Origin of the sequence: Blastopirellula retiformator (genome assembly GCF_007859755.1) — a bacterium.
GTDB classification, from domain to species: domain Bacteria; phylum Planctomycetota; class Planctomycetia; order Pirellulales; family Pirellulaceae; genus Blastopirellula; species Blastopirellula retiformator.
Map to the genome: position 1 here is coordinate 457,682 of NZ_SJPF01000003.1, position 21,462 is coordinate 479,143.

Annotated in this window: 17 protein-coding genes; 7 read left to right on the forward strand and 10 right to left on the reverse strand. The window is 59.7% G+C overall.

Going from position 1 to position 21,462, the window contains the following annotated elements:
- The first annotated feature begins 32 nt into the window (after positions 1-32).
- Positions 33-1,880, forward strand: coding sequence for a right-handed parallel beta-helix repeat-containing protein (locus tag Enr8_RS13580; protein WP_146432372.1), 1,848 nt, complete (start codon positions 33-35; stop codon positions 1,878-1,880).
- Between the two features lie 135 nt (positions 1,881-2,015).
- Positions 2,016-2,228, forward strand: coding sequence for a hypothetical protein (locus tag Enr8_RS13585; RefSeq protein ID WP_146432373.1), 213 nt, complete (start codon positions 2,016-2,018; stop codon positions 2,226-2,228).
- Here Enr8_RS13585 and Enr8_RS13590 read toward each other — a convergent pair.
- Positions 2,208-2,939, reverse strand: coding sequence for a 16S rRNA (uracil(1498)-N(3))-methyltransferase (locus Enr8_RS13590; RefSeq protein ID WP_146432375.1), 732 nt, complete (start codon positions 2,937-2,939; stop codon positions 2,208-2,210). The genes Enr8_RS13585 and Enr8_RS13590 overlap by 21 nt on opposite strands.
- A gap of 106 nt (positions 2,940-3,045) precedes the next feature.
- Here Enr8_RS13590 and Enr8_RS13595 point away from each other — a divergent pair, with 106 nt between their 5' ends.
- A complete protein-coding gene (locus Enr8_RS13595) occupies positions 3,046-3,813 on the forward strand; it encodes an ATP-binding protein (protein WP_146432376.1) in 768 nt (255 codons plus the stop codon).
- A 384-nt stretch (positions 3,814-4,197) separates the two neighbouring features.
- Here the strand turns inward: Enr8_RS13595 and metG are convergent, their stop codons facing one another.
- Positions 4,198-6,249, reverse strand: a complete 2,052-nt coding sequence (metG, locus tag Enr8_RS13600; RefSeq protein ID WP_146432377.1) for a methionine--tRNA ligase — start codon at positions 6,247-6,249, stop codon at positions 4,198-4,200.
- 740 nt (positions 6,250-6,989) lie between these two features.
- On the opposite strand from metG, the gene Enr8_RS13605 reads away from it, so the two are divergent.
- Positions 6,990-7,991: a quinone oxidoreductase family protein gene (locus Enr8_RS13605; RefSeq protein WP_146432378.1), complete on the forward strand. Its 1,002-nt coding sequence runs from the start codon at positions 6,990-6,992 to the stop codon at positions 7,989-7,991.
- Here Enr8_RS13605 and fmt read toward each other — a convergent pair.
- Together fmt and ftsH are read right to left on the reverse strand one after the other, a co-directional pair.
- On the reverse strand, positions 7,969-8,982 hold the full coding sequence (gene fmt, locus Enr8_RS13610; RefSeq protein ID WP_246120079.1) for a methionyl-tRNA formyltransferase: 1,014 nt from the start codon (positions 8,980-8,982) through the stop codon (positions 7,969-7,971). The genes Enr8_RS13605 and fmt overlap by 23 nt on opposite strands.
- 239 nt (positions 8,983-9,221) lie before the next feature.
- Entirely contained in the window at positions 9,222-11,282 is a 2,061-nt protein-coding gene (gene ftsH / locus Enr8_RS13615) for an ATP-dependent zinc metalloprotease FtsH (RefSeq protein WP_146432379.1), read from the reverse strand.
- Positions 11,283-11,632: 350 nt separating this feature from the next.
- Here ftsH and dxr point away from each other — a divergent pair, with 350 nt between their 5' ends.
- Genes dxr through Enr8_RS13630 form a run of 3 tightly spaced genes read left to right on the forward strand, consistent with a single transcriptional unit; the run spans position 11,633 to position 15,568 of the window.
- On the forward strand, positions 11,633-12,799 hold the full coding sequence (dxr, locus tag Enr8_RS13620; RefSeq protein ID WP_146432380.1) for a 1-deoxy-D-xylulose-5-phosphate reductoisomerase: 1,167 nt from the start codon (positions 11,633-11,635) through the stop codon (positions 12,797-12,799).
- Positions 12,781-14,868 (forward strand): site-2 protease family protein, encoded by a 2,088-nt coding sequence (locus Enr8_RS13625; protein WP_146432381.1) that lies wholly within the window; start codon positions 12,781-12,783, stop codon positions 14,866-14,868. The genes dxr and Enr8_RS13625 overlap by 19 nt, the downstream gene beginning before the upstream one ends.
- A gap of 7 nt (positions 14,869-14,875) precedes the next feature.
- Entirely contained in the window at positions 14,876-15,568 is a 693-nt protein-coding gene (locus tag Enr8_RS13630) for an HAD-IA family hydrolase (protein ID WP_186767642.1), read from the forward strand.
- Positions 15,569-15,821: 253 nt separating this feature from the next.
- On the opposite strand, the gene Enr8_RS13635 is transcribed toward Enr8_RS13630, so the two are convergent.
- From Enr8_RS13635 to Enr8_RS13660, 6 genes are all read right to left on the reverse strand, one after another.
- Positions 15,822-16,220, reverse strand: coding sequence for a hypothetical protein (locus tag Enr8_RS13635; RefSeq protein ID WP_146432383.1), 399 nt, complete (start codon positions 16,218-16,220; stop codon positions 15,822-15,824).
- Positions 16,221-16,433: 213 nt separating this feature from the next.
- A complete protein-coding gene (locus Enr8_RS13640; protein ID WP_146432384.1) occupies positions 16,434-17,318 on the reverse strand; it encodes a DUF1559 domain-containing protein in 885 nt (294 codons plus the stop codon).
- Positions 17,319-17,703: 385 nt separating this feature from the next.
- Positions 17,704-18,501, reverse strand: coding sequence for a peptidase associated/transthyretin-like domain-containing protein (locus tag Enr8_RS13645; protein WP_146432386.1), 798 nt, complete (start codon positions 18,499-18,501; stop codon positions 17,704-17,706).
- Between the two features lie 46 nt (positions 18,502-18,547).
- On the reverse strand, positions 18,548-18,874 hold the full coding sequence (locus Enr8_RS13650) for a hypothetical protein (protein ID WP_146432388.1): 327 nt from the start codon (positions 18,872-18,874) through the stop codon (positions 18,548-18,550).
- Positions 18,875-18,898: 24 nt separating this feature from the next.
- Positions 18,899-19,387 carry a MarR family winged helix-turn-helix transcriptional regulator gene (locus Enr8_RS13655; RefSeq protein WP_146432390.1) on the reverse strand — a complete coding sequence of 163 codons (489 nt, stop codon included), beginning with the start codon at positions 19,385-19,387 and terminating at the stop codon, positions 18,899-18,901.
- Positions 19,388-19,567: 180 nt separating this feature from the next.
- On the reverse strand, positions 19,568-20,989 hold the full coding sequence (locus tag Enr8_RS13660) for a hypothetical protein (protein WP_186767643.1): 1,422 nt from the start codon (positions 20,987-20,989) through the stop codon (positions 19,568-19,570).
- Positions 20,990-21,462: the final 473 nt, after the last annotated feature.

Below are 21,462 nucleotides of genomic sequence, written 5' to 3' on the forward strand. Positions count from 1 at the left end.
AGACATTCCCCGCCTACCCCAGAAATCATACCATGCGACAGCTCCTATCGCTGATTTGCGTCATTTCGGCGCCACTTCTCCTTTCCGCCGCTGAGATCCATCTTTCGCCCCAAGGGGACGACAACGCTGCCGGCACGAAGGAGGCGCCGCTCAAGACTTTTTCCGCAGTGCTCGACAAGCTGGCCAAGTCGCAAGATGCCGGCGAAATCGACGTGATCCTGCACGACGGCGTCTATCCTGTGACCCAGGCGATCGAGATTGGTCCGCAGCACCAACCGCAGGGCGCTGCGATTACATTTCGGGCGGCCCAAGGCGCCCGGCCCTGCATCAGCGGTGGGCGGGAAATCACCGGTTGGAAAGTCGCCGACAATGGCGCTTGGACGACGCAGATTCCGGAAGTGAAGAGCGGCGATTGGCGGTTTCGCGAGTTGTTCGTCAACGCCGCCCCAGCGATGCGAGCCCGGCATCCGAACGATGGCTACCTGCGGATCGAGCAGTCGCTGCCCGATCGCCGCAGCGGATTCACCGTAAAGCCGGGCGACGTGCCGGCGGAAGCGGTTGGCGCCGAACTTGTCTTCTTGCACGACTGGTCGATGTCGCGGATCGATATCGCGTCGGTCGATGAATCAACCCACACGCTGAAAACAAAATTCTCAATCGGTCCGTCGGCCAAGCATTATGCGATCGACCACTTTGAAAAGCACCCGCGGTACTACCTTGAGAACCATGCGGCGCTACTCGACGCGGCTGGCGAATGGTATCTGGACGAAACGTCGGGCACGCTCACTTACTTGCCGCGCGAAGGTCAGACGCTGGAGAACACCAACTTCTACGCGCCGGCGGCAGAGCAACTGCTGGTTGTGCGGGGAGTGGACGAGAAACCGGTTCGCGGCGTGCAGTTCCACGGAATTGAATTCCAACACTGTGCCTGGACGCTACCTCCGCAAGGTTACGCTTCTTCGCAAGCGACCATGCATGAGCCCCGCGATCCGGCGATTCGATCTGGGGCGCGCCTGATCATGCCGGCGGCGATCTTGTTTGAGTTGGCGGAGGACTGCGGGATCGTGGATGGGCGGATCGCCAATATCGGCTGCTCCGGCGTTTGGCTCGGCTCGCGCACCAAGAACTGCTGCGTGGAGCGGTGTCTGGTCGAAGACGTGAGCGGCAACGGCATTAATGTCGGCGAAGATCGGACGCGGCGGGTCGATGGCCAAGGTTGGTCCGATGCAGCGCCAGAGCAAATTGCCCGCGGCAACAAGGTGACCAACTGCGTCGTACGGCGAACCGGGCGACAGTTCTTCGGTTCGATCGGCGTTTGGGTCGCCTTCGCCGCCGAGACTCAGATCACGCACAACGAAATCACCGACACTCCCTACTCCGGCGTTTCGGTTGGTTGGCTATGGAATCCGTCGCCGACCCCGGTCGAAAAGAACGTGGTCGAAGCGAATCACATTCATCATGTGATGCAGCGGCTCAGCGATGGGGGCGGCATCTACACGCTTGGCCGTCAACCAGGGACGCGGCTGGCCGGCAATCATATTCATGACATTCCGCTGAACGCCGGCCGGGCCGAATCGAACGGGATGTTCCTGGACGAAGGGAGCGATCAGATCACGATCGCCGGCAACTTGATCTACAACATCGCTCGCTCGCCGCTTCGCTTTCACAAGGCGGAGCAGATGTTCGTCCGCAACAATGTGTTGGTTTGCCGTGACGCGGCGACGCCCCCGCTGCGATACAACAGCACCAAGCCGGAGACGGTCGAGCAGACCGATAACGTGGTTCTGACGGCCGATAAGTTCGATCTGGCGACCTACGAAAAGATTGTTGCTGGCAGCGGCGTGCAGCAGCAGCCTCCCTATTTGGCCCCCGCCCGGTAGCGGCAAGGGAGATCTATCAGGGGTAAACCGCCGCGCGATCGTTTTGCTCATTCGTCCCGCTGCGGCGGGACGATACCAAACATTGCGTCGCTCGATATCGGGATCGAGCGTCAGCAAACCCTTGGGGAGCCAGGTTTGGATCGCCACGCCATCGATTTTTATCGTCTGAAGCGGAAAATGGGGCTGTCGTGCGGCATTGAAGCGACGCGACAGTACGTCGACGTGCTGCGCCAGCAACCGACCAAGCCGTCGCCCAAGGCCCGGTCCGCTGCGATGCTATCACCGCCGGCAGAGAAACTCCCTTCGCGGCACTTCCTGCATCTGGCGCTAGGCCGGATCGGCGTCTAGCCGATCGTACGCGGCCGCCACCGCCGCCGCCGCCGCCAGCGCGGCGGTCTCGATCCGCAGGATCCGCTTCCCGAGGCGAAACCCCCGCCAACCGGCCGCGATCGCCGTTTCGTATTCGGCAGGCGAGAAGCCGCCTTCAGGCCCAACCGCGATGATCACGTTGGTCGGCTCGCTCGGCAGAATCTCGCTAACGCCAAGTGTGGCGACTGGATCGGCGATCAGTCGCAGGGCGTCGGCCGGGGCCGCCTCGTACAGTGCCGCCAGCGAAGTTGAATCGACGATCCGCATTAGGCGGTTTCGTTCGCATTGCTTGCTAGCGTCGATCACATACCCTCGCAGTTTGTCGAGCGACTTTTCCTTCTTCAGCGAAACGCTTCGCTCGGTTTCGAGCGGCACGAGATCGGTGACGCCCAACTCGACGCATTTCTCGACCAGCCACCGCTGGCGATCTCCTTTGGGGAGCGCGGCGGCGATGGTGAGGGTGATCGGCAGTTCGCGACTCACCTCCTGCCGCTCCAGCACCTTGGCGGTTGCGGATTTGCGGCTGACGGCGATGATCTCGGCGGCGAACTGAGCGCCGCTATCATCAAACAGAGTCACGCTATCGCCAACTTTTGCCCGCATCACATGCAAGAGATGATGGGCTTCGGCGCCGTCGATTTCAACGGTTTCGCTAGTAATTGGGGCGTCTAGGAAGAATCGGTGCGACATTCGGCGATGTGCTAGCTCGAATTGGTTGGGAGAATGGCTTTAGGGCGCCTGCCGATTTTACCGAATAACGAAGGTGGACGAATACCCTCCGTTGCGTTGAGCGCACATGTCGCAGCACGACTTTCCTACAAACCACCTGAGCGACGAGCAACTGCTTCGTAGCGCGCCGTTTGCCGAAGCCTGGGCGCGGCTCGACTACGTCTGGCAATCTAGTCGCCGCTGCGCGGTGGTGATTGGACCGTCCGGGGTCGGCAAGTCGACGTTGCTGTCGCACTATGGCGCTCAGCTGGAGAAGCGGCACGTCGCCGTCGCCCAAATCGCGGCGACTGGACTGGCCGCCTACGACCTGGGCGCGATGCTGGTCGAAGCGTGGGGAGGTCGGCTGAAGCCGGGACAATACCCAATGATGGCCCTGGCCGATCAACTGGCCGTCCTGGCGGCCGAACGTCGCCCGGCGATTCTGCTGTTGGACAACGCCGACGAAATGACGATGGACGCCGCCAACGTCGTGCTCCAGCTGCTGCGAGCCCCCACCGAAGAAGGCGCGAAGCTGATGGTGGTGCTAGCGGCGCAGGAAGGTTCGCTCCGCAACATCGATCGCCGCATTCTCGAGCTGTGCGAGCTGCGGGTTGATCTCGAGCCTTGGACGGCGGAAGAGACGCAAGACTTTGTCGAGTCGACGATGCTTGAGCAGGACGACTTTCCGGAAGTCGATCAGGCCGCAATCGCCCGGATCCACGCGCTCTCCGAAGGAACCCCGCGTCGCGTCTCGCAACTGCTCAATCTCAGTCTGACCGCCGGCGCCGTCCAGCACTTGCCGCAGATCGATGCGGAGACGATCGAAGGGTTATACGGGGAACTGGGCGTGCTGTAAGGCGCTTAGCAGTCCGTTGATCTTCTCAACGGGCTGCCGGATCGCAGGGATGCGATCCCAAAATAGCGACGTAAGTCGTTATTTTGCGAGCCGCGAAGAGCTATGCTCTGAGCCTGGCGAGGTTGGAAAATACCACGAGGGCATTTTTCAACAGGCAGTTAGGATGGCTAGCCGCGATAGCTCTTGCTATCGGGGCCGACGAAGTCGGCAGGAGGCATCGCTCCGCGGCTCGATCGTAAATTGGAAGCTGCAATACCGGAGCGGTTGGCAGAACTCCACACGCTTGGCTTTGATGCCTCCTGCGGCTAACCCCCAATAAAAAAACGACGCTGCGGAATAACCGTCAGCGTCGCTTCGTTTTTTCGCACGAATTTCGAAGTTCGCTTAATGAACCCGGTGGCCTGGCTTGGCGCCTTCGTCGGCGGTCAGGACGAAGACTTCGGCGCCCCCTTCTCCGGCGGCGGCGACCATTCCTTCCGACAGGCCGAACTTCATCTGCCGTGGCTTCAGGTTCGCGACCATCACCACCAGGCGGCCGATCAGCTCTTCCGGCTTGTAGGCCGCTTTGATGCCGGCGAACACCTGGCGACGTTCGTCCCCGCCCAGGCTCAAGGTCAGCTTCAGCAGCTTGCGGGCTTCCTTGACTTCTTCGGCATGCAGCACGCGGGCGACGCGGAGGTCGACCTTCATGAAGTCGTCGATCGTGCACTCTTCGGCCAGCGGTTCGGCGGCCAGCACATCGGCGCTGTCGTTGTACTTGGCGGCGACTTCGTCGGCCGGGCTCGGGCCCGACTCGACCGATTCTTCTTTGCTTTCGTCAATCATGGCTAAAACTCGTTTTGTATCGACTCGTTTCATCAAGTGTTCGAATTTGTTGATCGCCGTTCCGGTTAGCGGCGTTTGCGACTGCTCCCACGACGTGATCGGGTCGTTGAGCAACTCGCCGACTTGGCTCGCCAACTTCGGCAGCACCGGCGACAAGTAGACGATGATCTGGCGGAAGAGATTGATCCCAACCGTGCAGACGTCTTGCAGCGTCTGGGCGTTGGCCGGATCTTTCCGCAGTTCCCATGGCTTGTTCCCTTCGATGAAGGGATTGGCGCGGTCGGCCAGTTCCAGAATCAAACGCATCGCCCGGTTGTAGTCGCACGCTTCGTACGCTGCGGCGATCTCTTCGCCCGCCTTGGCGGCGTGCTCAAACAGTCCTCCATCATCCGGATAAGTTTCGGAGAGCCCGGTCTGCTGCACGAACTTCGCACAACGGCTGGCGATGTTGACCACCTTGCCGACCAGGTCGCTGTCGATCTTCTCGGCGAACTCTTCGACGTTCAGATCGAGATCGTCCAAACGCGGGCCGAGCTTGGTCGCGTAGTAATAGCGAATGTAGGCCGGGTCGAGATGCTCCAGGTACTTCGCCGCTTTGACGAACGTTCCCTTGCTCTTCGACATCTTCTCGCCGCCGACGGTCAAAAAGCCGTGGATGTGCACCTTGGTCGGCAGGTTAAAGCCAGCCGTCTTCAGCATGCCGGGCCAGAAGAGCGTGTGAAAATAGGTGATGTCTTTGCCGATGAAGTGGTGGATCTCGGTCTCGGGATCTTTCCACCATTTGTCGAGCGACTCGCCGTTCCGCTTGCACCACTCCCAGGTCGAAGCAATATAGCCGATCGGCGCGTCGAACCAGACGTACCAGTAGTTGCCGGGACTGTCGGGGATCTCAAAACCGAAGTAAGGTCCGGGACGCGAGATGTCCCAGTCACGGAGCTCTTCGTGAAGGAAGTGTCCCTTCAGGTAGTTGGCGACTTCGGTCTGCAGATGCTCGCCGCTTTGCGACCACTCGTCGAGAAATGGGTGCAGCTGCTCAAGCGCCACAAACAGGTGCGTCGCACTGCGCAGTTCAGGCGTCGCTCCTGACAATACGCTGACCGGATCGATCAGGTCGACCGGCGTGTACGTGTGCCCGCACTCGCAGCTGTCGCCCGGCTGATTTGTCTTACCACATTTGGGACAAGTGCCGCGAACGAATCGATCCGCTAGAAAGGTCTCCGCTTCGGGATCGTAGAGCTGCTGAATTTCTTTCTCGACGACCAGGTCAGCGTCGCGCAGCGACTTCCAGAACTCGGCGCACAGTTCCCGATTCTCGTCGCTGTTGGTCGAGCCATAGTTGTCAAACGCAATGTCGAACCCGGCGAAGTCGGCCTGGTGTTCGGTACTCATCTTGGCGATGAACTCTTCCTCGGTCACGCCGTTCCGTTTGGCGCTGATCATGATCGCGGTGCCGTGGGTGTCGTCTGCGCAGAAGTAGCGGCAGTCGGCGCCTCGGAGCCGCTGGAAGCGGACCCAGATGTCGGTCTGGATGTACTCGACCAAGTGACCGATATGGATCGGACCGTTGGCGTACGGAAGTGCGGAAGTTACGAGAATTCGTCGCGCAGTCATGGAAGAACCGTTGAAGTCGTTTTCCTGACGAGAGTTAGGGCAAAGTCGAACCGAGGATTGTACCGCAGCGCGGCGTGCCGGGCGAGGTGACGCTGTCGGCGACCCGTTTGTTGCCGGATCGTCTCAGAATAAGACAGGCGGTTGCCTAGAGGGGTTCGGATGGGCCCCTTGGCGAAGCGACAAGAAAAAGAGACGGTCGAAAAGCATCCCGAGAGATGACATTTTCGACCGTCGCGCTTCGTTGGCTTATGGAAAACCGGCTTTGCCTTGGATTAGCAGTCCGTTGATTTTCTCAACGGGCTGCTGGATCGCAGGGATGCGATCCCAAAAATAGCGACGGAAGTCGTTATTTTGGGAGCCGCGAAGAGCGATGCTCTGAGCCTGGCGAGGTTGGAAAATGCCACGAGGGGATTTTTCAACAGGCAGTTAGGCGTGCCGTGTGATCTACTAAGGAAACCATTCGTTACGTCGCAGCGTGCTTATTCCTGCTTTCCGGAAAAAAATCGGGAATTTGCCCGCCATTCGATATCGCGTGGAATTTCCCGCAAAAACTAGCATCTAAAGGGCGGTACTACAACACTAGTAGTGAGAGAGTCAAGATCGAATGCGCGTTGCGGGCAATCGCATTTCCTTGGCTCCCGTCGCCGCAAGAATGGGGTCACCTTGACCTGGTCGATTGTGGCGACTTTGCGGGCCCGGGCAATTCCGGGTCGTTTGATATTTGGATGGGAGTTCACCCCGTGAAAGCTGCCGTACTAACACAAGCCGATGCCCCCCTGTCGCTGGAAGAACGTGCCGATCTTGAGCCCAGCGGCGACAGCGTGGTCGTCCAGTTACAGGCGGCGGCCCTCAACCGCCGCGACTTTTGGATCATGCAAGGGATGTACCCCGGGATCGAGTTTCCGACCATCTTGGGCTCTGACGGCTGTGGCGTGGTGAGCAAAGCCGGAAGTCCCGCGGGCGAGAAGTGGCTCAATCAGGAAGTGATCATCAATCCTGGCTGGAATTGGGGCAACAATCCTCGCGCTCAAAGCTCGGCCTTCAAGATCTTGGGGATGCCGATCGATGGGACCTTCGCGACCGAGATCGTCGTTCCGGTCGAGTACCTGCACAAAAAGCCGAGTCACCTTAGCATGGTCGAAGCGGCGGCCTTGCCGCTGGCCGGGCTGACCGCTTACCGGGCCCTGTTCACGCAAGGGAAGCTGCAGTCAGGCGAGAAAGTTCTCGTCAGCGGCATCGGAGGCGGCGTCGCGACGTTCGCTCTGCAGTTTGCCGTTGCGGCCGGGGCCGAGGTGATCGTCACTTCTTCGTCTCAGGAGAAGATCGACGCTGCGCTTGGTTATGGCGCCAAGTTTGGCTACGACTACAACGCCACCGATTGGGTTGGCGAGGCGAATAACCAGTTTGGTCCGGTCGATCTGATCATCGACAGCGCCGGCGGATCGGGATACGGCGCGTTGCTTGACCTGGCGGCGCCCGGCGGGCGGATCGTCAACTATGGTTCGACGGCGGGGCCTCCGCCGAAGCTCGACCTGTTCAAGGTCTTCTGGAAGCAGCTGCACCTGATCGGTTCGACGATGGGAACGCCTGACGATTTTGCGGCGATGCTCGACTTGGTTGATCAACATCAGATCAAGCCAGTTGTCGACGAGACCTTACCGCTGTCAGCGATCAACGACGCGATCGAGAAAATGCGTCACTCAACGCAGTTCGGCAAGATTACGATCGGTTGCCAGGGGTAGCCGGCGGCGCGGCGTCACCGCCGAGCAGAGGTTCAAATGAACCGAAGCTTTGTCCCGGCCGGATGCCGTAGCCATTCAAGAACTCGGCCGCCTGCATCACTCGCTTGCCGGCCGGTTGAACCTCTTCGAGCGCAATTTGCCCCGACTTGGTCGCTACGATCAGGCGGCCGTCCTGGACCGAGGCGATTTGTCCCGGCGCGACATGCGCGTCGCTGGCGACCGGCGTCATCCGTTTGACGATCAAACGGAGCGGTTTGGCGCCTTCTCGCAGCCAATGGGTGAAGGTGCCCGGCCACGGCTGAAACGCGCGATGTTGGTTGTAGATCTCGGCGGCGGTCCGGGCCCACGGCAAGTCGCCATCTTCTTTGCGGAGCCGCCGCGCTTTGGTGACCTGCGCCGCGTCTTGCAATTCGCCGGGCGGGTTAATGCCATTCTCTTCGAGCAGAGCGATTGAATCGATCACCGGATCAACGCCCAGCTGCGAAAGTCGCTCTTCCAACTCAACGGCGTCTTCATCCGCGTCGATCGGCGTTTTGGCGATGGCCAGGATCGGTCCGCCATCCAGTTTCGGCGTCATGTGGATGACGGTAACGCCGGTCTCGGGATCGCCGTTGTACATCGCCCAATTGACCGGCGCGGCGCCGCGGTACTTCGGTAACAACGAACCATGCAGATTGATGCCGCCCAGTTTGGCGAGCGAGAGCGACTCGGCCGACAAGATCTGGCCATAGTCGCAGACGACGAACAGGTCGGCGTCATAGCCTTTCAAAATTTCGTGCGCTTCGGGCGTATTGACGCTTTCGGGCCAATGGACCGGCAGATTCGCCTCTTCAGCGACGGCCCGCATCGGGCTGGGAGGCGCCTGGCGATTGCCCCGTAAGACGCGCGGCGGTTGGGTCAGCAGGGCGAGCACTTCATGCTCGCTGTCGAGCAGACGGCGGAAGCTTGGCACGGCGAAAGGGCCGGTTCCCATCATTACAATTCGCAGCATGTTCGCCTCCTTCGCCATTAATAAAAGCCGCCGGCATGCATACCGGCGACTTGGTTTGGCAGTCCGTTGATATTCTCAACGGGCTGCTGGATCGCACGGATGCGATCCCAAGATAACGACGTAAGTCGTTATCTTGCGAGCCGCGAAGAGCTATGCTCTGAGCCTGGCGAGGTTGAAAAATGCCACGATGGCATTTTTCAACAGGCAGTTAGTGTAACGAATTTCGACTGCGTTTGCAGTTAGCTGGCGCCTTCGGCCGAGGGAGCGTCTCCCTCTTCCGGCTTATCCGCTTCGCCGGCCGGACGCGACCGTTTGGGCGAGTCGGTGCCGGGGACGATCCGCGGTCCGTGCGAGTGCTCTTCGATCACGCGGCGCAGTTCTTCGCCATCGACCGATTCGACTTCGATCAGACGCTCGGCCAGTGCGATCAGCGAGTCACGGCGATCGGAGAGGAGCGAGCGGGTCTTCTGCAGCATTTCGTCCAGAATCCGCTTCACTTCGAGATCGATCTCGCGGGTCGTCTCTTCGCTGTGCGAACGCATCCGTTCATCGGGGGCTTCCGGAATGAAGGCCGAGCGGCCGCTTTGGCGATAGTTGACCCGGCCCAAGCGGCTCATGCCGTAGTCGGTCACCATGCCGCGGGCCAATTCGGTGGCGCGTTCCAGGTCGTTCGAGGCGCCGGTCGAGATTTCGTCGTAGACCATTTCTTCAGCGACCGTGCCGGCCAGCAGCACCTGAATGCGGCTTTCGAGTTCGCCCTGGGTCATCAGGAAGCGATCTTCAGTCGGACGCTGCATCGTATAGCCAAGCGCCGCCAGACCGCGCGGAATGATCGACACTTTGTGAACCGGATCAGTATTGGGCAGGCAGTAGGCGACCAGGGCGTGACCACTCTCGTGGTAGGCGACCCGGTTCTTTTCTTCCTCGTGCATAACCCGCTGTTTTTTCTCGAGACCGGCGGTGACCCGCTCGACCCCTTCGTCGAACTCTTCCATCGAGACGGCGGGTTTCCCTTTGCGGGCCGCCAACAGCGCCGCTTCGTTGACCAGGTTGGCCAAGTCGGCGCCGGCGAAGCCCGCGGTGATCGAAGCGACCTTCTTGACGTCGACCGATTCGTCAAGTTTGACCGATTTGACGTGCACCTTCAGGATGTCGGCGCGACCAGCCGCGTCGGGGCGATCGACCAGCACCTGGCGGTCGAAGCGACCGGGACGCAACAGCGCCGGATCGAGCATCTCGGGGCGGTTGGTCGCCGCGATGATGATAATGCCGCTGTTAGAGTCGAAACCGTCCATCTCGACCAGCAGCGCGTTGAGCGTTTGTTCGCGCTCGTCATGACCGCCCACCATGCCGGAGCCGCGGGTCTTGCCGAGGGCGTCGAGTTCGTCGATGAAAATGATGCAGGGGTTTTTGGCGGCCGCTTGTTGGAACATATCGCGAACGCGTGCGGCGCCAACGCCGACGAACATTTCAACAAAGTCGGAACCGGACAGGCTGAAGAACGTCACGCCTGCCTCGCCGGCGATCGCCTTGGCGAGCAACGTCTTGCCGGTACCAGGAGGGCCGACCAGCAGCACGCCTTTGGGGATGCGACCGCCCAGCTCTTGATACTTGTCGGGCGAGCGGAGGAAGTCGACGATTTCTTTGACTTCTTCGACCGCTTCTTCGATCCCGGCGACATCCTCAAATGAGATGTTGAGGTCGTCCTGCATGTGCATCTTGCCGCGGCTGCGACCAAAGGCGATCGCGCTGCCGGCGCCGCCGAGACGGCGCATCATCAGGTAGAAGAGGATCACGATCAACGCGGTCATAAACAGCAGACCGCCGTAGATCTCGAGGAAACCATCCCCTGGATCGCCGCTGTAGTCTTTAAAGCCGTGCGCTTTGAGGGCGTCGGTGATTTCGTTCAGGCTCTGTTCGTCCCCCGGCAGGTAGGTGACGATCGGCGCCCCTTTCTCTTTGCTCGAGGCGATGTCTTTGTTGTCGGCGTCAAGATCTTCGCGATCGACGACGGCGCTGACCATCGACTTGCTGACGGTCGCGTTGCGGAGATTCGAGTAGAGGATTTTCTTCCCCTTCGAGTTCTCGATCGCCAGGCTGCCGACTGGTTTTCCGGAAGCGTCGGGCTCGTGCGCGTCAATCAGGTCGACCAGTTGGGCCGGCGTGATGGTGTCGCGCGAAGGTCGAATGAAGTAGATCGCGATAAAGAACGCGACGACGATCGCGACCACGATGTACAGGATGGAATTATTCGAGCGCGAATCGCCCGAACGGCGAGGGGGTTCGTCGTGATTATCCATGAGCTCTCAGGGGGGAGTGTCTCGGCGGAGCCGGTTGATTTCGGTGTTTGGTCCAAGTCAGCCGCTATTATACATCGCGTTGTTTCGAGCCAATGGATTGGCCAGTACGGCGAAAACGGCTCGACTTGCTGCGATAGGAGATTCTTCCTAGAATTCGCGTGCTTCGCAAGTGCTTGTCGCATCTAGAGATGTGCGCATCGCTCGCCGCCCAAGGCGCGGCCGCCTGGTTGTCGTAGAATGCACGATGCATTTTCCGGCCGGGGCCGCTTGGACGGCTAGTAGCGATTACGCACCCCCGGCTCCGTCGCGCACTGTCTTCCCGTATCACCACCATCGATCGAATCGTCGCCATGACGGCCGCTCCTCAATACGTCGCACTGCTTGGCGCTACCGGTAGCATCGGACGCAGCACGCTGGATGTGATCGCCGCCTCGGAAGGACGCTATCAGTGCTATCTGCTGACGGCGCACCAAAAACTGGATGAACTTGCGGCCTCCGCGCGACAGTTTGTTCCCCGCTATGTGGTCGCTACCGATGCCGAAGCGGCGGCAAGTCGCGATTGGTCCGATCTGCCGCCCGAGACCGAACTGCGAACCGGCCCTGACGCGATCGCCGACCTGGTCGGACATGATGACGTCGATATTGTCGTCGCGGCGATTGTCGGGCGAGCTGGACTGGAAGGGACCTGGGCCGCCTTGGAAGCGGGAAAACGGGTCGCGCTGGCGAATAAAGAGACGCTCGTCTTGGCGGGCGGCCTGGCGATGCGGCTGGCGGCAGAGCGAAACGCCCCGATTTTGCCGGTCGATAGCGAACATAGCGCGATCTTTCAGGCCCTGCAGTCAGGCAAAGAGACCGAAGTCGCCCGGATCATTCTGACCGCTTCTGGTGGGCCTTTCCGGAATCACACTCAGGCGCAGCTCGAACAGGTAACTACCGCGGAGGCCCTAAATCACCCAACTTGGAAAATGGGCCCCAAGATTACGATCGACTCAGCGACCATGATGAATAAGGCGCTGGAAGTGATCGAGGCTCGCTGGCTGTTCGATATGCCGGCCGAAAAGATCGATGTGGTGGTCCACCCCCAATCGGTGGTCCATTCGCTGGTTGAATATGTCGACGGGTCGGTCCTGGCGCAATTGAGCCCCCCGGACATGAAATTACCGATACAATACGCAATGTCGTACCCCCAGCGCTTCCCTGGACCGGCTCGAAGGCTAGACTTCAGCATCGCGTCCGCTTGGGAATTCCAGCCGCCCGACTTTGACCGCTTTCCTGCCCTAGGATTAGGGAAAGAGGCGGCCGAACGCGGGGGGACGACCGGTGCGGTCTTGAACGCCGCCAATGAGGCGGCGGTGCAGAGTTTTCTCGACGGCGAGATCTCTTTCACCGATATCCCCCGGGCATGCCGGGCTGCGCTGGACAGCCATGACTTTGACCCGAACCCAACTATTGAACAACTACTCGCGCTCGACGCATGGGCGCGTAGGGAGGTTTCCGCGTGGATTACGTGCTGCTAGCCGAGTCAAACTACTGGGGCATGCTGACCAACCTCGGCTATTTCGCCATGGGCGTCGCGGGACTTGGCCTCGTGATTTTCATTCACGAGCTGGGACACTTCCTGGCCGCCAAAGCGTGTGGCGTGAAGTGCCTCCGGTTTTACGTCGGTTTCAATCCGTCGATTAAGATCGGCCCTTGGACGATCAGCCACTTCTGGAAAAAGCAGTGGGGCGAGACCGAATATGGCATCGGTATCGTACCGCTAGGCGGATACGTACAAATGCTGGGACAGGACGACAATCCTGCCGCCGCCGAAGAAGAGCGGGCCAAGGCGAAAGCCGAAGGGCGTGAGGGACAATACGATCCGCGCGACTACCGGGCCAAGTCGGTTCCGCAGCGGATGATGATCATCTCGGCCGGCGTGACGTTCAACGTGATCTCGGCGGTCATCTTCGCCGCGATCGCCTACATGATCGGCGTCAGCTACACGCCGTGCGACGTCGCCTTGGCCCAGCCAGGCGGACCGGCCTGGGTTGCCGGCATTCGACCTGGCGACCAAATCCTGGCGGTGACTCCGGGCGCAGAGCCGAACGAAAACCTCCGCTACCGCAAAGATCTGACGCTGGCCGTCGTCATGAACGGCGACAAACAGCCGATGCCGATCATGATTCGCCGCGGCGACAAGATCATCGACTTTGACGTGCAGCCGAAGAAACCGTTCCCCGATGCCGATTTCCCGCTGCTGGGGATCTCGCATGAGAACACCTTGAAGTTCGCCAAGCAAGGAGAAGACTTCGAGCTGGCCGCCGGCAATCCCGCGTGGATGGACAAGCTGAAAACCGACGACCTGCTGATCGAGGTCGATGGCCAGCCGATCAGCACCTACGTTGAGTTGAAGCAGATTCTCGCGACCCGTCCAGCCGACACGCTGAAGCTGAAGTTTGAGCGAACCGAAGGGAATGGCGACGCTGCCGAAAAAACAACCTTCGAAGTGGAAGTGCCGCCGACGCCGTATCGTCAGACCGGCCTGGTGATGGAGATGACGCCGATCCTGCATATCCAGGAGGGGTCGCCCGCCGCCGAGCATGGATTGAAGGTGGGGGACAAACTGGTGTCGATCGGCGATGAGCCGGCCGCCGACGGATATACCTTGTCGTCTCGCACCGCGAAGTACGCCGGCGAGACGGTCGACGTCGTGGTCAACCGCGATGGGGAAGAGGTGACCATCTCGGTCCCAATGCGAGAGCCGACGCAGTACAACACGCAAAGCGGCTACCGCAGCGAACTGGCGGTCGACATGCTGGGCGTCTCTTACTCGCTGGAGCGACGAGTCGCCGAGGTGTTGCCTGGCAGCCCAGCCGAAGCGGCTGGCTTGCAAGCCGGAGACGAAATCCGCACGCTGAGACTCAAGCCGACCGATTCGCAAAAAGAATCGGGCTATGGCTGGCCGACGCATGATGAGCCGCTCAGCCTAGTCAAGAATGAAGAAATCGCTTGGCAAGACGCGTTCAACGCGGCGTTTCAATATCTACCGGCCGGCGTTCCGGTCGAGGTGATTGCCGACCGCGAAGGAACCGACGAAACGCAAACGGTGTTGATCACGCCGGTCGATTCGGAGGATCAGTTTGTCGAACATCGCTACCTGGTGTTCGTCTCCCCCGCTCCCAAGTACGTCGCCAAATCGGTCGGCGAAGCGTTCGCCCTGGGCGTGCAGGAAACGGGAAGCGGCATGGGACAGGTCTTCGCGATGCTTCGCAAGCTGGTGACCGGCTCGGTGCCGCTGGCCGGCTTTGGCGGACCCGGCACGATCCTGGCCGTGGCGACCAGCGAATCGTCGCAAGGAATCGGACGCCTGCTCCTCTTCCTGACGCTGATCAGCGCTAACCTGGCGGTGATTAACTTCCTGCCGATTCCGGTTCTCGATGGGGGGCACATGGTCTTTCTGGCCTACGAAGGGATCATGGGCAAACCGCTCAACGAGGAATGGATGATGCGGCTAACCTTCGCAGGCTTCGCCTTTGTGGCGCTGCTGATGCTCTGTGTGATCGGGCTCGATATCAATCGCTTTCTCCCCTGGATCACGGGGTAACGCGACATTGCTTCGATCGCCTGATCTGATCCGCTGCGTCTTGTTTGACGCCGTCGGAACCTTGATTTATCCGCATCCCAGCGTGGCGTCGGTCTACCAATCGGCCGGCGTCGCTCTTGGCTGCGACCTGCCCATCGAGACGATCCGTACGCGGTTTCGTGAAGCGCTCACCCTGTACTCGGTCTCAGCGGATTTGCGCAGCGATGAGACGATGGAACGCGAGCGGTGGCGGAAGATCGTCACGCATGTCTTCGCCGAGTCGGAACAGCCAGACGCGATTCTCGACCAACTCTGGAGACACTTCGCCCAAGAGAAGAGCTGGAGCGTTTATCAAGATGCGCTGCCGACTCTTGAAGCGTTAAGCCCGCGCTACCGCATCGGCTTGGCGTCGAACTTCGATCAGCGTCTACGAACCGTCGCGGGGCACTGGCCCAGTTTGGCCGACGCGCTGTTATTCGTTTCGTCGGAGGTGGGTTGGGCGAAGCCGAGCCCGAAGTTTTTCAGCCTGGTCGCGCAGGTGCTGCAGCTGCAGCCGCATCAGATCTTGCTGTTGGGTGATGATCCGCGAAACGACTATCACGGGGCGATCGCCGCCGGCTATCAGTCGCTCTTCTTGTCTCGCGATGGCGAGTCGCCGTCCGATATTGAAGCGTCGGCGACGATCGCTTCTTTGACCGATGTGGTGAAGCGACTGTCTTAGAGCGTTTTTCTGATATCTGTGGCGTTTCTGGCGTTAGTGAGGCAAGCTGGTCAAGGCGACCGAAGCAGGCGAATCCTCAAGATTCGTCGATGCAGGTCAACGCCGACCAGCGCGGCCGCAACCAGCCAGAACGATACAGATGGAGGAAAACCGCTCTAAGGTTCGCCGCCGGCGCATCAAAAAAGGGAACGCCGCGCAAGCGTTCCCCCGATCTTGGCGAAACTGCTTTCGTCAGAGACGAAAGCCGGTTTCGCTACGGTTTGACCTCGATCATCAGGTCCCCTGCATTGTCGTCGGTGACTTCAATCGTCGTGGTGTACTCGGCGAACATCTGTTGTCCCAGCGGCAGCTCGCGGTCGGGTTGGGCGTTGCCGTCGAAGCCGTTGATCCGCACGCGATAGGCGCCGCTGGTGAGTCGCTGTTTCGCTTGTGACGAATCAAACATACCATCGACGATCGATGCGGAGATCGCCGGGCCGGTATGCCCTTTCGACGAATCGGGGCTTAGCAGAATCGAGCCGCGGGGAACCGGTTTGCCTTTGTAGGTCACCTTGCCGATGGCCGCATGTCCGGCTGGCTGCGACGCTCCGCAGCCGCCGGCCAGCATGATCGCCGCGGCGGCGATCATGCTCAATACACAATAGCGAATCATTTTTGACATCGTCTTAAACGGGATAGGATGCGAGATGAGTTGGGCTGCATACAGAGACGCTTGGCAGTCCGTTGGTATTCTCGACGGACTGTGTGATCGCAGGGATGCGATCCCAAAATAGCGACGTAAGTCGTAATTTTGGGAGCCGCGAAGCGCTATACTCTGAGCCTGGCGAGGTTGAAAAATGCCATCCTGGCATTTCTCAACGGGCTGTTAGTCCAGCGTCGCCGTCTCACCGCCGCCGCAGCTGGCCATCGACAGCAGCGTATCGTAATTGACCGTTTCGGCGACGAAGCGGACCGAAGCGTCTCCCAAGGCGAACATGCAGCCGCCAGGGTGATTGCTGCCGTAGCTCATGTCGTTAAACAGCGCGATGAAGTCGGCGTTGATCGGCTGGGCGACGTTCTTGCAGGGCGCCATGAAGTTGTTCGTTCGGCCGCCGCGCGACCAGGGGCGATAGCGAGTGGCGTTGCCGTTGCGCTGCGTCCACGATATTTCGCCCAGGAAGAACGTGTTGCTGGTTCCGTCGGTGATGTCGCGCATTTTGTGGACTTCGTCGTGGGACCACGCGCCTTCCTTAGAGAACCCACCATGGCTGCCGCTGGTGTTCTCTTGGTAAGCCGTACCGGACGCTGGATTGGTGCCGGTCGGACCCATCACGCCGTAGTAGTGTGTGGTGAAGTGGGCGCTGTTATCGTCCGCTTTTTCTGATGGGCTGCTCGGGCAGAGGAACGGTTCCATCCGGGTTTCGCGAAACGGTGCGTTGACGCCAGCGTGGAAATCGACCGTCATGTCCATCTGATCGAACAGATTCCCCTGTTCGATAAATGGCAGAATGGCGACGTGCCAACCGACCTGGTTGCCGCTGCCCCGCGAGCCGTACGGAAAGCTCTTGGTCGTGTCGTGGTAGTTGTGCAGCGCCAGGCCCAACTGCTTCAGCTGGTTGGTGCAAGACATGCGACGCGCGGCCTCGCGAGCCTGTTGAACGGCCGGCAGCAGCAGCGCAATCAAGACGCCGATGATGGCGATCACGACCAGCAGTTCGACCAGAGTGAACCCCGCGCGACGACCTGACCGCGATAAGAACGAAACGGACATACGGACACCTCAGAATGGGAAGAGAAAAGCAGATGAAAAGGGGGCGCGACGGCTGCAGTAAAGCAACTTTCGCGTCCGAAAAATCAAAGGGTTTCCCCTCAATCAGTTCCGTTATCGACCATCGATAAGGTGGTGAATGACGAAAAAACGATCGCTCTGGGGTTTCCCGTAATATTCAGATAAGAGTCTTAAATCGGTATTAACGCGACGGCCTGGCCCTTAACCAGTCGCGAAGAAGAGATCCATGATTTTACAGATTTCCCTGATTTTTATTAGGCGAATACATGTGTTTTCTGCAAGAATTCGAAATATTTTTCATTGGTCGGGGTGTGGCGGCGCCAGTAGAGAGGGGGCTCTCGCGGCTCGGCCGGGGTGCAGTATCGCTCTAGAGACGGTGGCCAGACAGAACGGCTACTCTTTCAGCAGCTTGGCGGGTATCTCGATCCGCCCCAGGTCGGTCGCTTCCGCCGACGACGACTTCGATTTCGTACCCTCCTTTTCGCTCGCTTTGCGGTTTGCCATCGAGCGTGATCTCCTTTAGATAGCCAACCGACTCATGCCAGAAGGTGAATGTCCAGGTTCCTTCTGGCAGGTTCTTGATCTCGAACTCGCCATTGGCGTCGGTGATGGCGGCATAGGGTGAGTCGAGTAGGAGCAGATAGCCCTGCATCCAGTGGCGGATACCGCTCCAGATAACGATGGGTATGCGTTCCTCGTGGACAAATCGAAGGTCCTGTTTCTTGCCGGCGTCCAAGAGCAGGTTCACCGGGGCGTTCACGAAACCGTCGACGACGAAATTCTCCACCACTGGGGCGACGTTCCGAAAGCGGATCGTCTGCGACGTGTGAATGAACGTTACACGGGGAGTAATCGCGAAACGGTTGCTGCTGATTTCGATTGTGTCGCTAGCCGTTTCGGCGTAACTGGGGTGCGGATCGGGATAGGTTTCGCCGCGCTCAACGGTCAGCCAGACCGCGACGTTTTGAAGTTCTCCTTTGGGGCCGACAAGAATTATTTGGTTAGGGATCCGGGCCATGCCGGCAAATCCTGGCATCGGTGCGGGCGGCTTGATCGGGCCATTGATGACAAATTTACCCTTTATCGTGCCCCATTCGTCGGCGGTGGCGAACCCGGCAAACGCGAACGACGCCAGGAACGCGAACAGAATCGTGCTGAGCTTCATGGGGCGGGACCTTCACTAAGCGGGATGGAATGAGGAGGGCGTGCCGCTAGTCTAGCGGTTCTTTCTCCGACGTACGAGAAAAATCGGCGCCGCCTGAACTTCGCTTCCAGCAAAGCCGCGTCAGTCCAAAGCTAAGAAAAGTCAGCAGCGCCAACGATGTCAACAGCGCGAAAGGAAACATCCACAGCGGAATCGCCAGCCGATGCGTATGCGGTACCGACCCAAACTCGCCGGTATCATGCAGCCACAGAAAGATCGCGTGCGTGTTGGAGAAGGTGAGCAGTTGGACAACGTACGAAACCAGCAAGAACATCGCGACCAAGATCGCCGGGGCGATCGCATGTTGCGCAATTTGTTCGAGCCGAGACGACATGCAACACCGTTATGCGCAGCCTCGTTATTTGGCGGCGGCGTTCTCCGCCGCTTCGCGGGCTTTGACCAGTAACCGATTCAACTCGACCAGTTCCGCCTTGGTCATGTGCCCCAGGTTCAACTGGTGGATGTCGACCAGCGGCTCGGCCAATTCGGCGATCAACGCTTCACCCTTCTTGGTCAGCTTGATTCGAATGACCCGACGATCGGTTTGCGAGCGTGTACGCGAGACCAAACCGGCCTCTTTCAGGCGGTCGATCAGCCGCGTGATGTCCGGCACCCGGGTCACCATCCGGCTGACGATTTCCAGGCAGGGCAGGCCCGGTGGATCGGCCGCTTCCAGGATTCGCAGCACGTTGTACTGGGCGCTCGACAGGCCATGCTGCTTTAGCAAATGGCTGGGGGCGGCGGCGATCATGTTGTGCGTGCGCAGCAGGTTCAGGTACGTCTCCTGCGGCAAGGAGTCGAACGGAGCGGACTTTTTCAGCTGTTGCTGCAGGGTCGATTTAGACACGCCGGCGGCTTCCGAAAAGGATAAGTAGCACGAACAATAATTGTTCTCACAACCAAATCTGTCAAGCCACGGCCGCCAGCGAGAACCAGGAGCGCATAAAAAAAGCCGCCTGCAACGCTCGGTTGCAGGCGGCCACATGGGTTTCGGCGAAAGACCCTCGCGAGTTGTTCGCTCGTTCGCTTATTGCAGCGACGGCGTGCCGGTCGGATCGCTGTCCTTGGGCTCCGTTTCGTCGGTCAGCGACGGACTTTTGGCGTCGTCCAGCGGGCTCATCGGGCCCACTTGGCCGATCTCTTCCATCGGGTCTTCCGACTCTTCGCTCGACTCTTCTTCCTTGGTCGCCGGCTTCTTGGCTTCGGTCGGCGAAGGTTGAACGATCACCGCCGGGGCGGTCGAGAGCGGAGCGTACTGCGTGATCGTCGTGCTCGGCATGGTCGAAGGGACAATCACGGCGCCCGACGAATCGTAGGGAACCCGCATCGTCACGACGCGCGGAGTGCGTTTGACCATCTGTTGCTCGGTCCAGACCGGTTCCAGCTTGGTTTCATAGACGGTGCTGGTCTCGGCGACCCATTTCTGGACGCGAACCGGAGTCTGCTCCACCTTCTCTTCGTAAACCATCCGCGTCGAGGTGACCGGGACCTTGCGGACCACTTCCTCTTCGACCCAGCGGCAAACTTTGACCGGAACTTTGTTCTCGATCCGTTCGACCACCGGCTTGCGAACGGTGACCGGGATCTGCTGAACCTGTTCGACCGATTCGTAACGGGTGGTCTGCATCGGAATCCGCTGCACCTGGATCTCTTCGTCGTAGCGGATCCGCTGCACCGGAATCTGCTGCGTCACTTGCTGCGGCAAGTAGGTCGTGACCGGAACTTGCTGAGCGACGGTCGTCGGCACAACCGACTGGACGTTCTGATAGGTGCCGGGGCGTTGTTCCGGAACCCAGTGCAGACCAGCGCGATCGTACATCGGTCGACCGGTGGCCGGATCGATGTAGCTGGCGCCCGGCAGCCAACGGAGACGATTGCGGGTTGGGCCTGGTTCGTAGACCGTTTGGTTGACGACCTGGTTTTGCGTCACCATCTGCGTCTGCAGCGTGGTGCTGGGGGTGTACTGAACGGTCGTCTGCGTCTGCATGACCGTTTCGGTCACGGGGCGCTGCACGCGAACTTGCTGTTCGACATAGGTCGTTTCGCAAACGGGACGCAGCACGGTGGTGCGGCGTTCACGCATTTCGGTCTCTTCGACGTAGCGGACCTGGTTGTAGCTTTGGTCCCGGATTTCTTCTTCCCAGACCGGCTTCATGACGCGGAAGCGTTCTTCGCGTTCGCTGGTTTCGGTGATCGGCTTGGCGACCGTATAGCGCCGCTCGCGCATTTCGGTTTCCCAAACCGGACGGTAGGTCGTCACTTCTTTGGGAACCTGGACCTGCTGATACTGCAGGCGGCGAACGGTGACCGGTTGGTCTTCGTAGACCGTTTTCTGAATGACCTTGTAGGCCGGTTGGCACGGGGCACAACTAGACTGAGCGAACGTCGGCGACACGACGGCCGCCACCAAGGGCGCCGTCAAAACGAATTTAGAGAACATGTGATTCATGGTTTCGGTTCCTCGACCGGGGGTCATCAAAACGACCAGAGGTGCTCTGGGCAAAGTCCCTCTCGCTTGACGAGCCGCGGCAAGTCCGTCGCCGGGCAGCCTTGTGGAAGGCAATTCCTACTACAAGATTGCCAAAATTCGGCGCCGGACACAAACAGATTATTTTGCGGCTCGGGTCGTCTAAACGCTGGAAAATCATACGTCGCTGGGATTTACGCGACTAGAAATTCTTTCAAGTTTTTCAAGCTGTCGACCGAGCGCCTTATCGCTAATTTCCGAGCAATCGTTGCAGCTTGTGATAGCAGCGCAGGCAACTCAACCCAATCGACAATGTTTCGCAGAATCATCGCGCGTCGCCTTTCGTCAACACGCCGACGTGCGTCTCGCGCTATCGCAGCGATTGCGCAATCTCAACCGCACGAAATTCGAATTCGGAGCGCCACAGAAGACGCGTGGAAAAAGAGAGCGTCAAA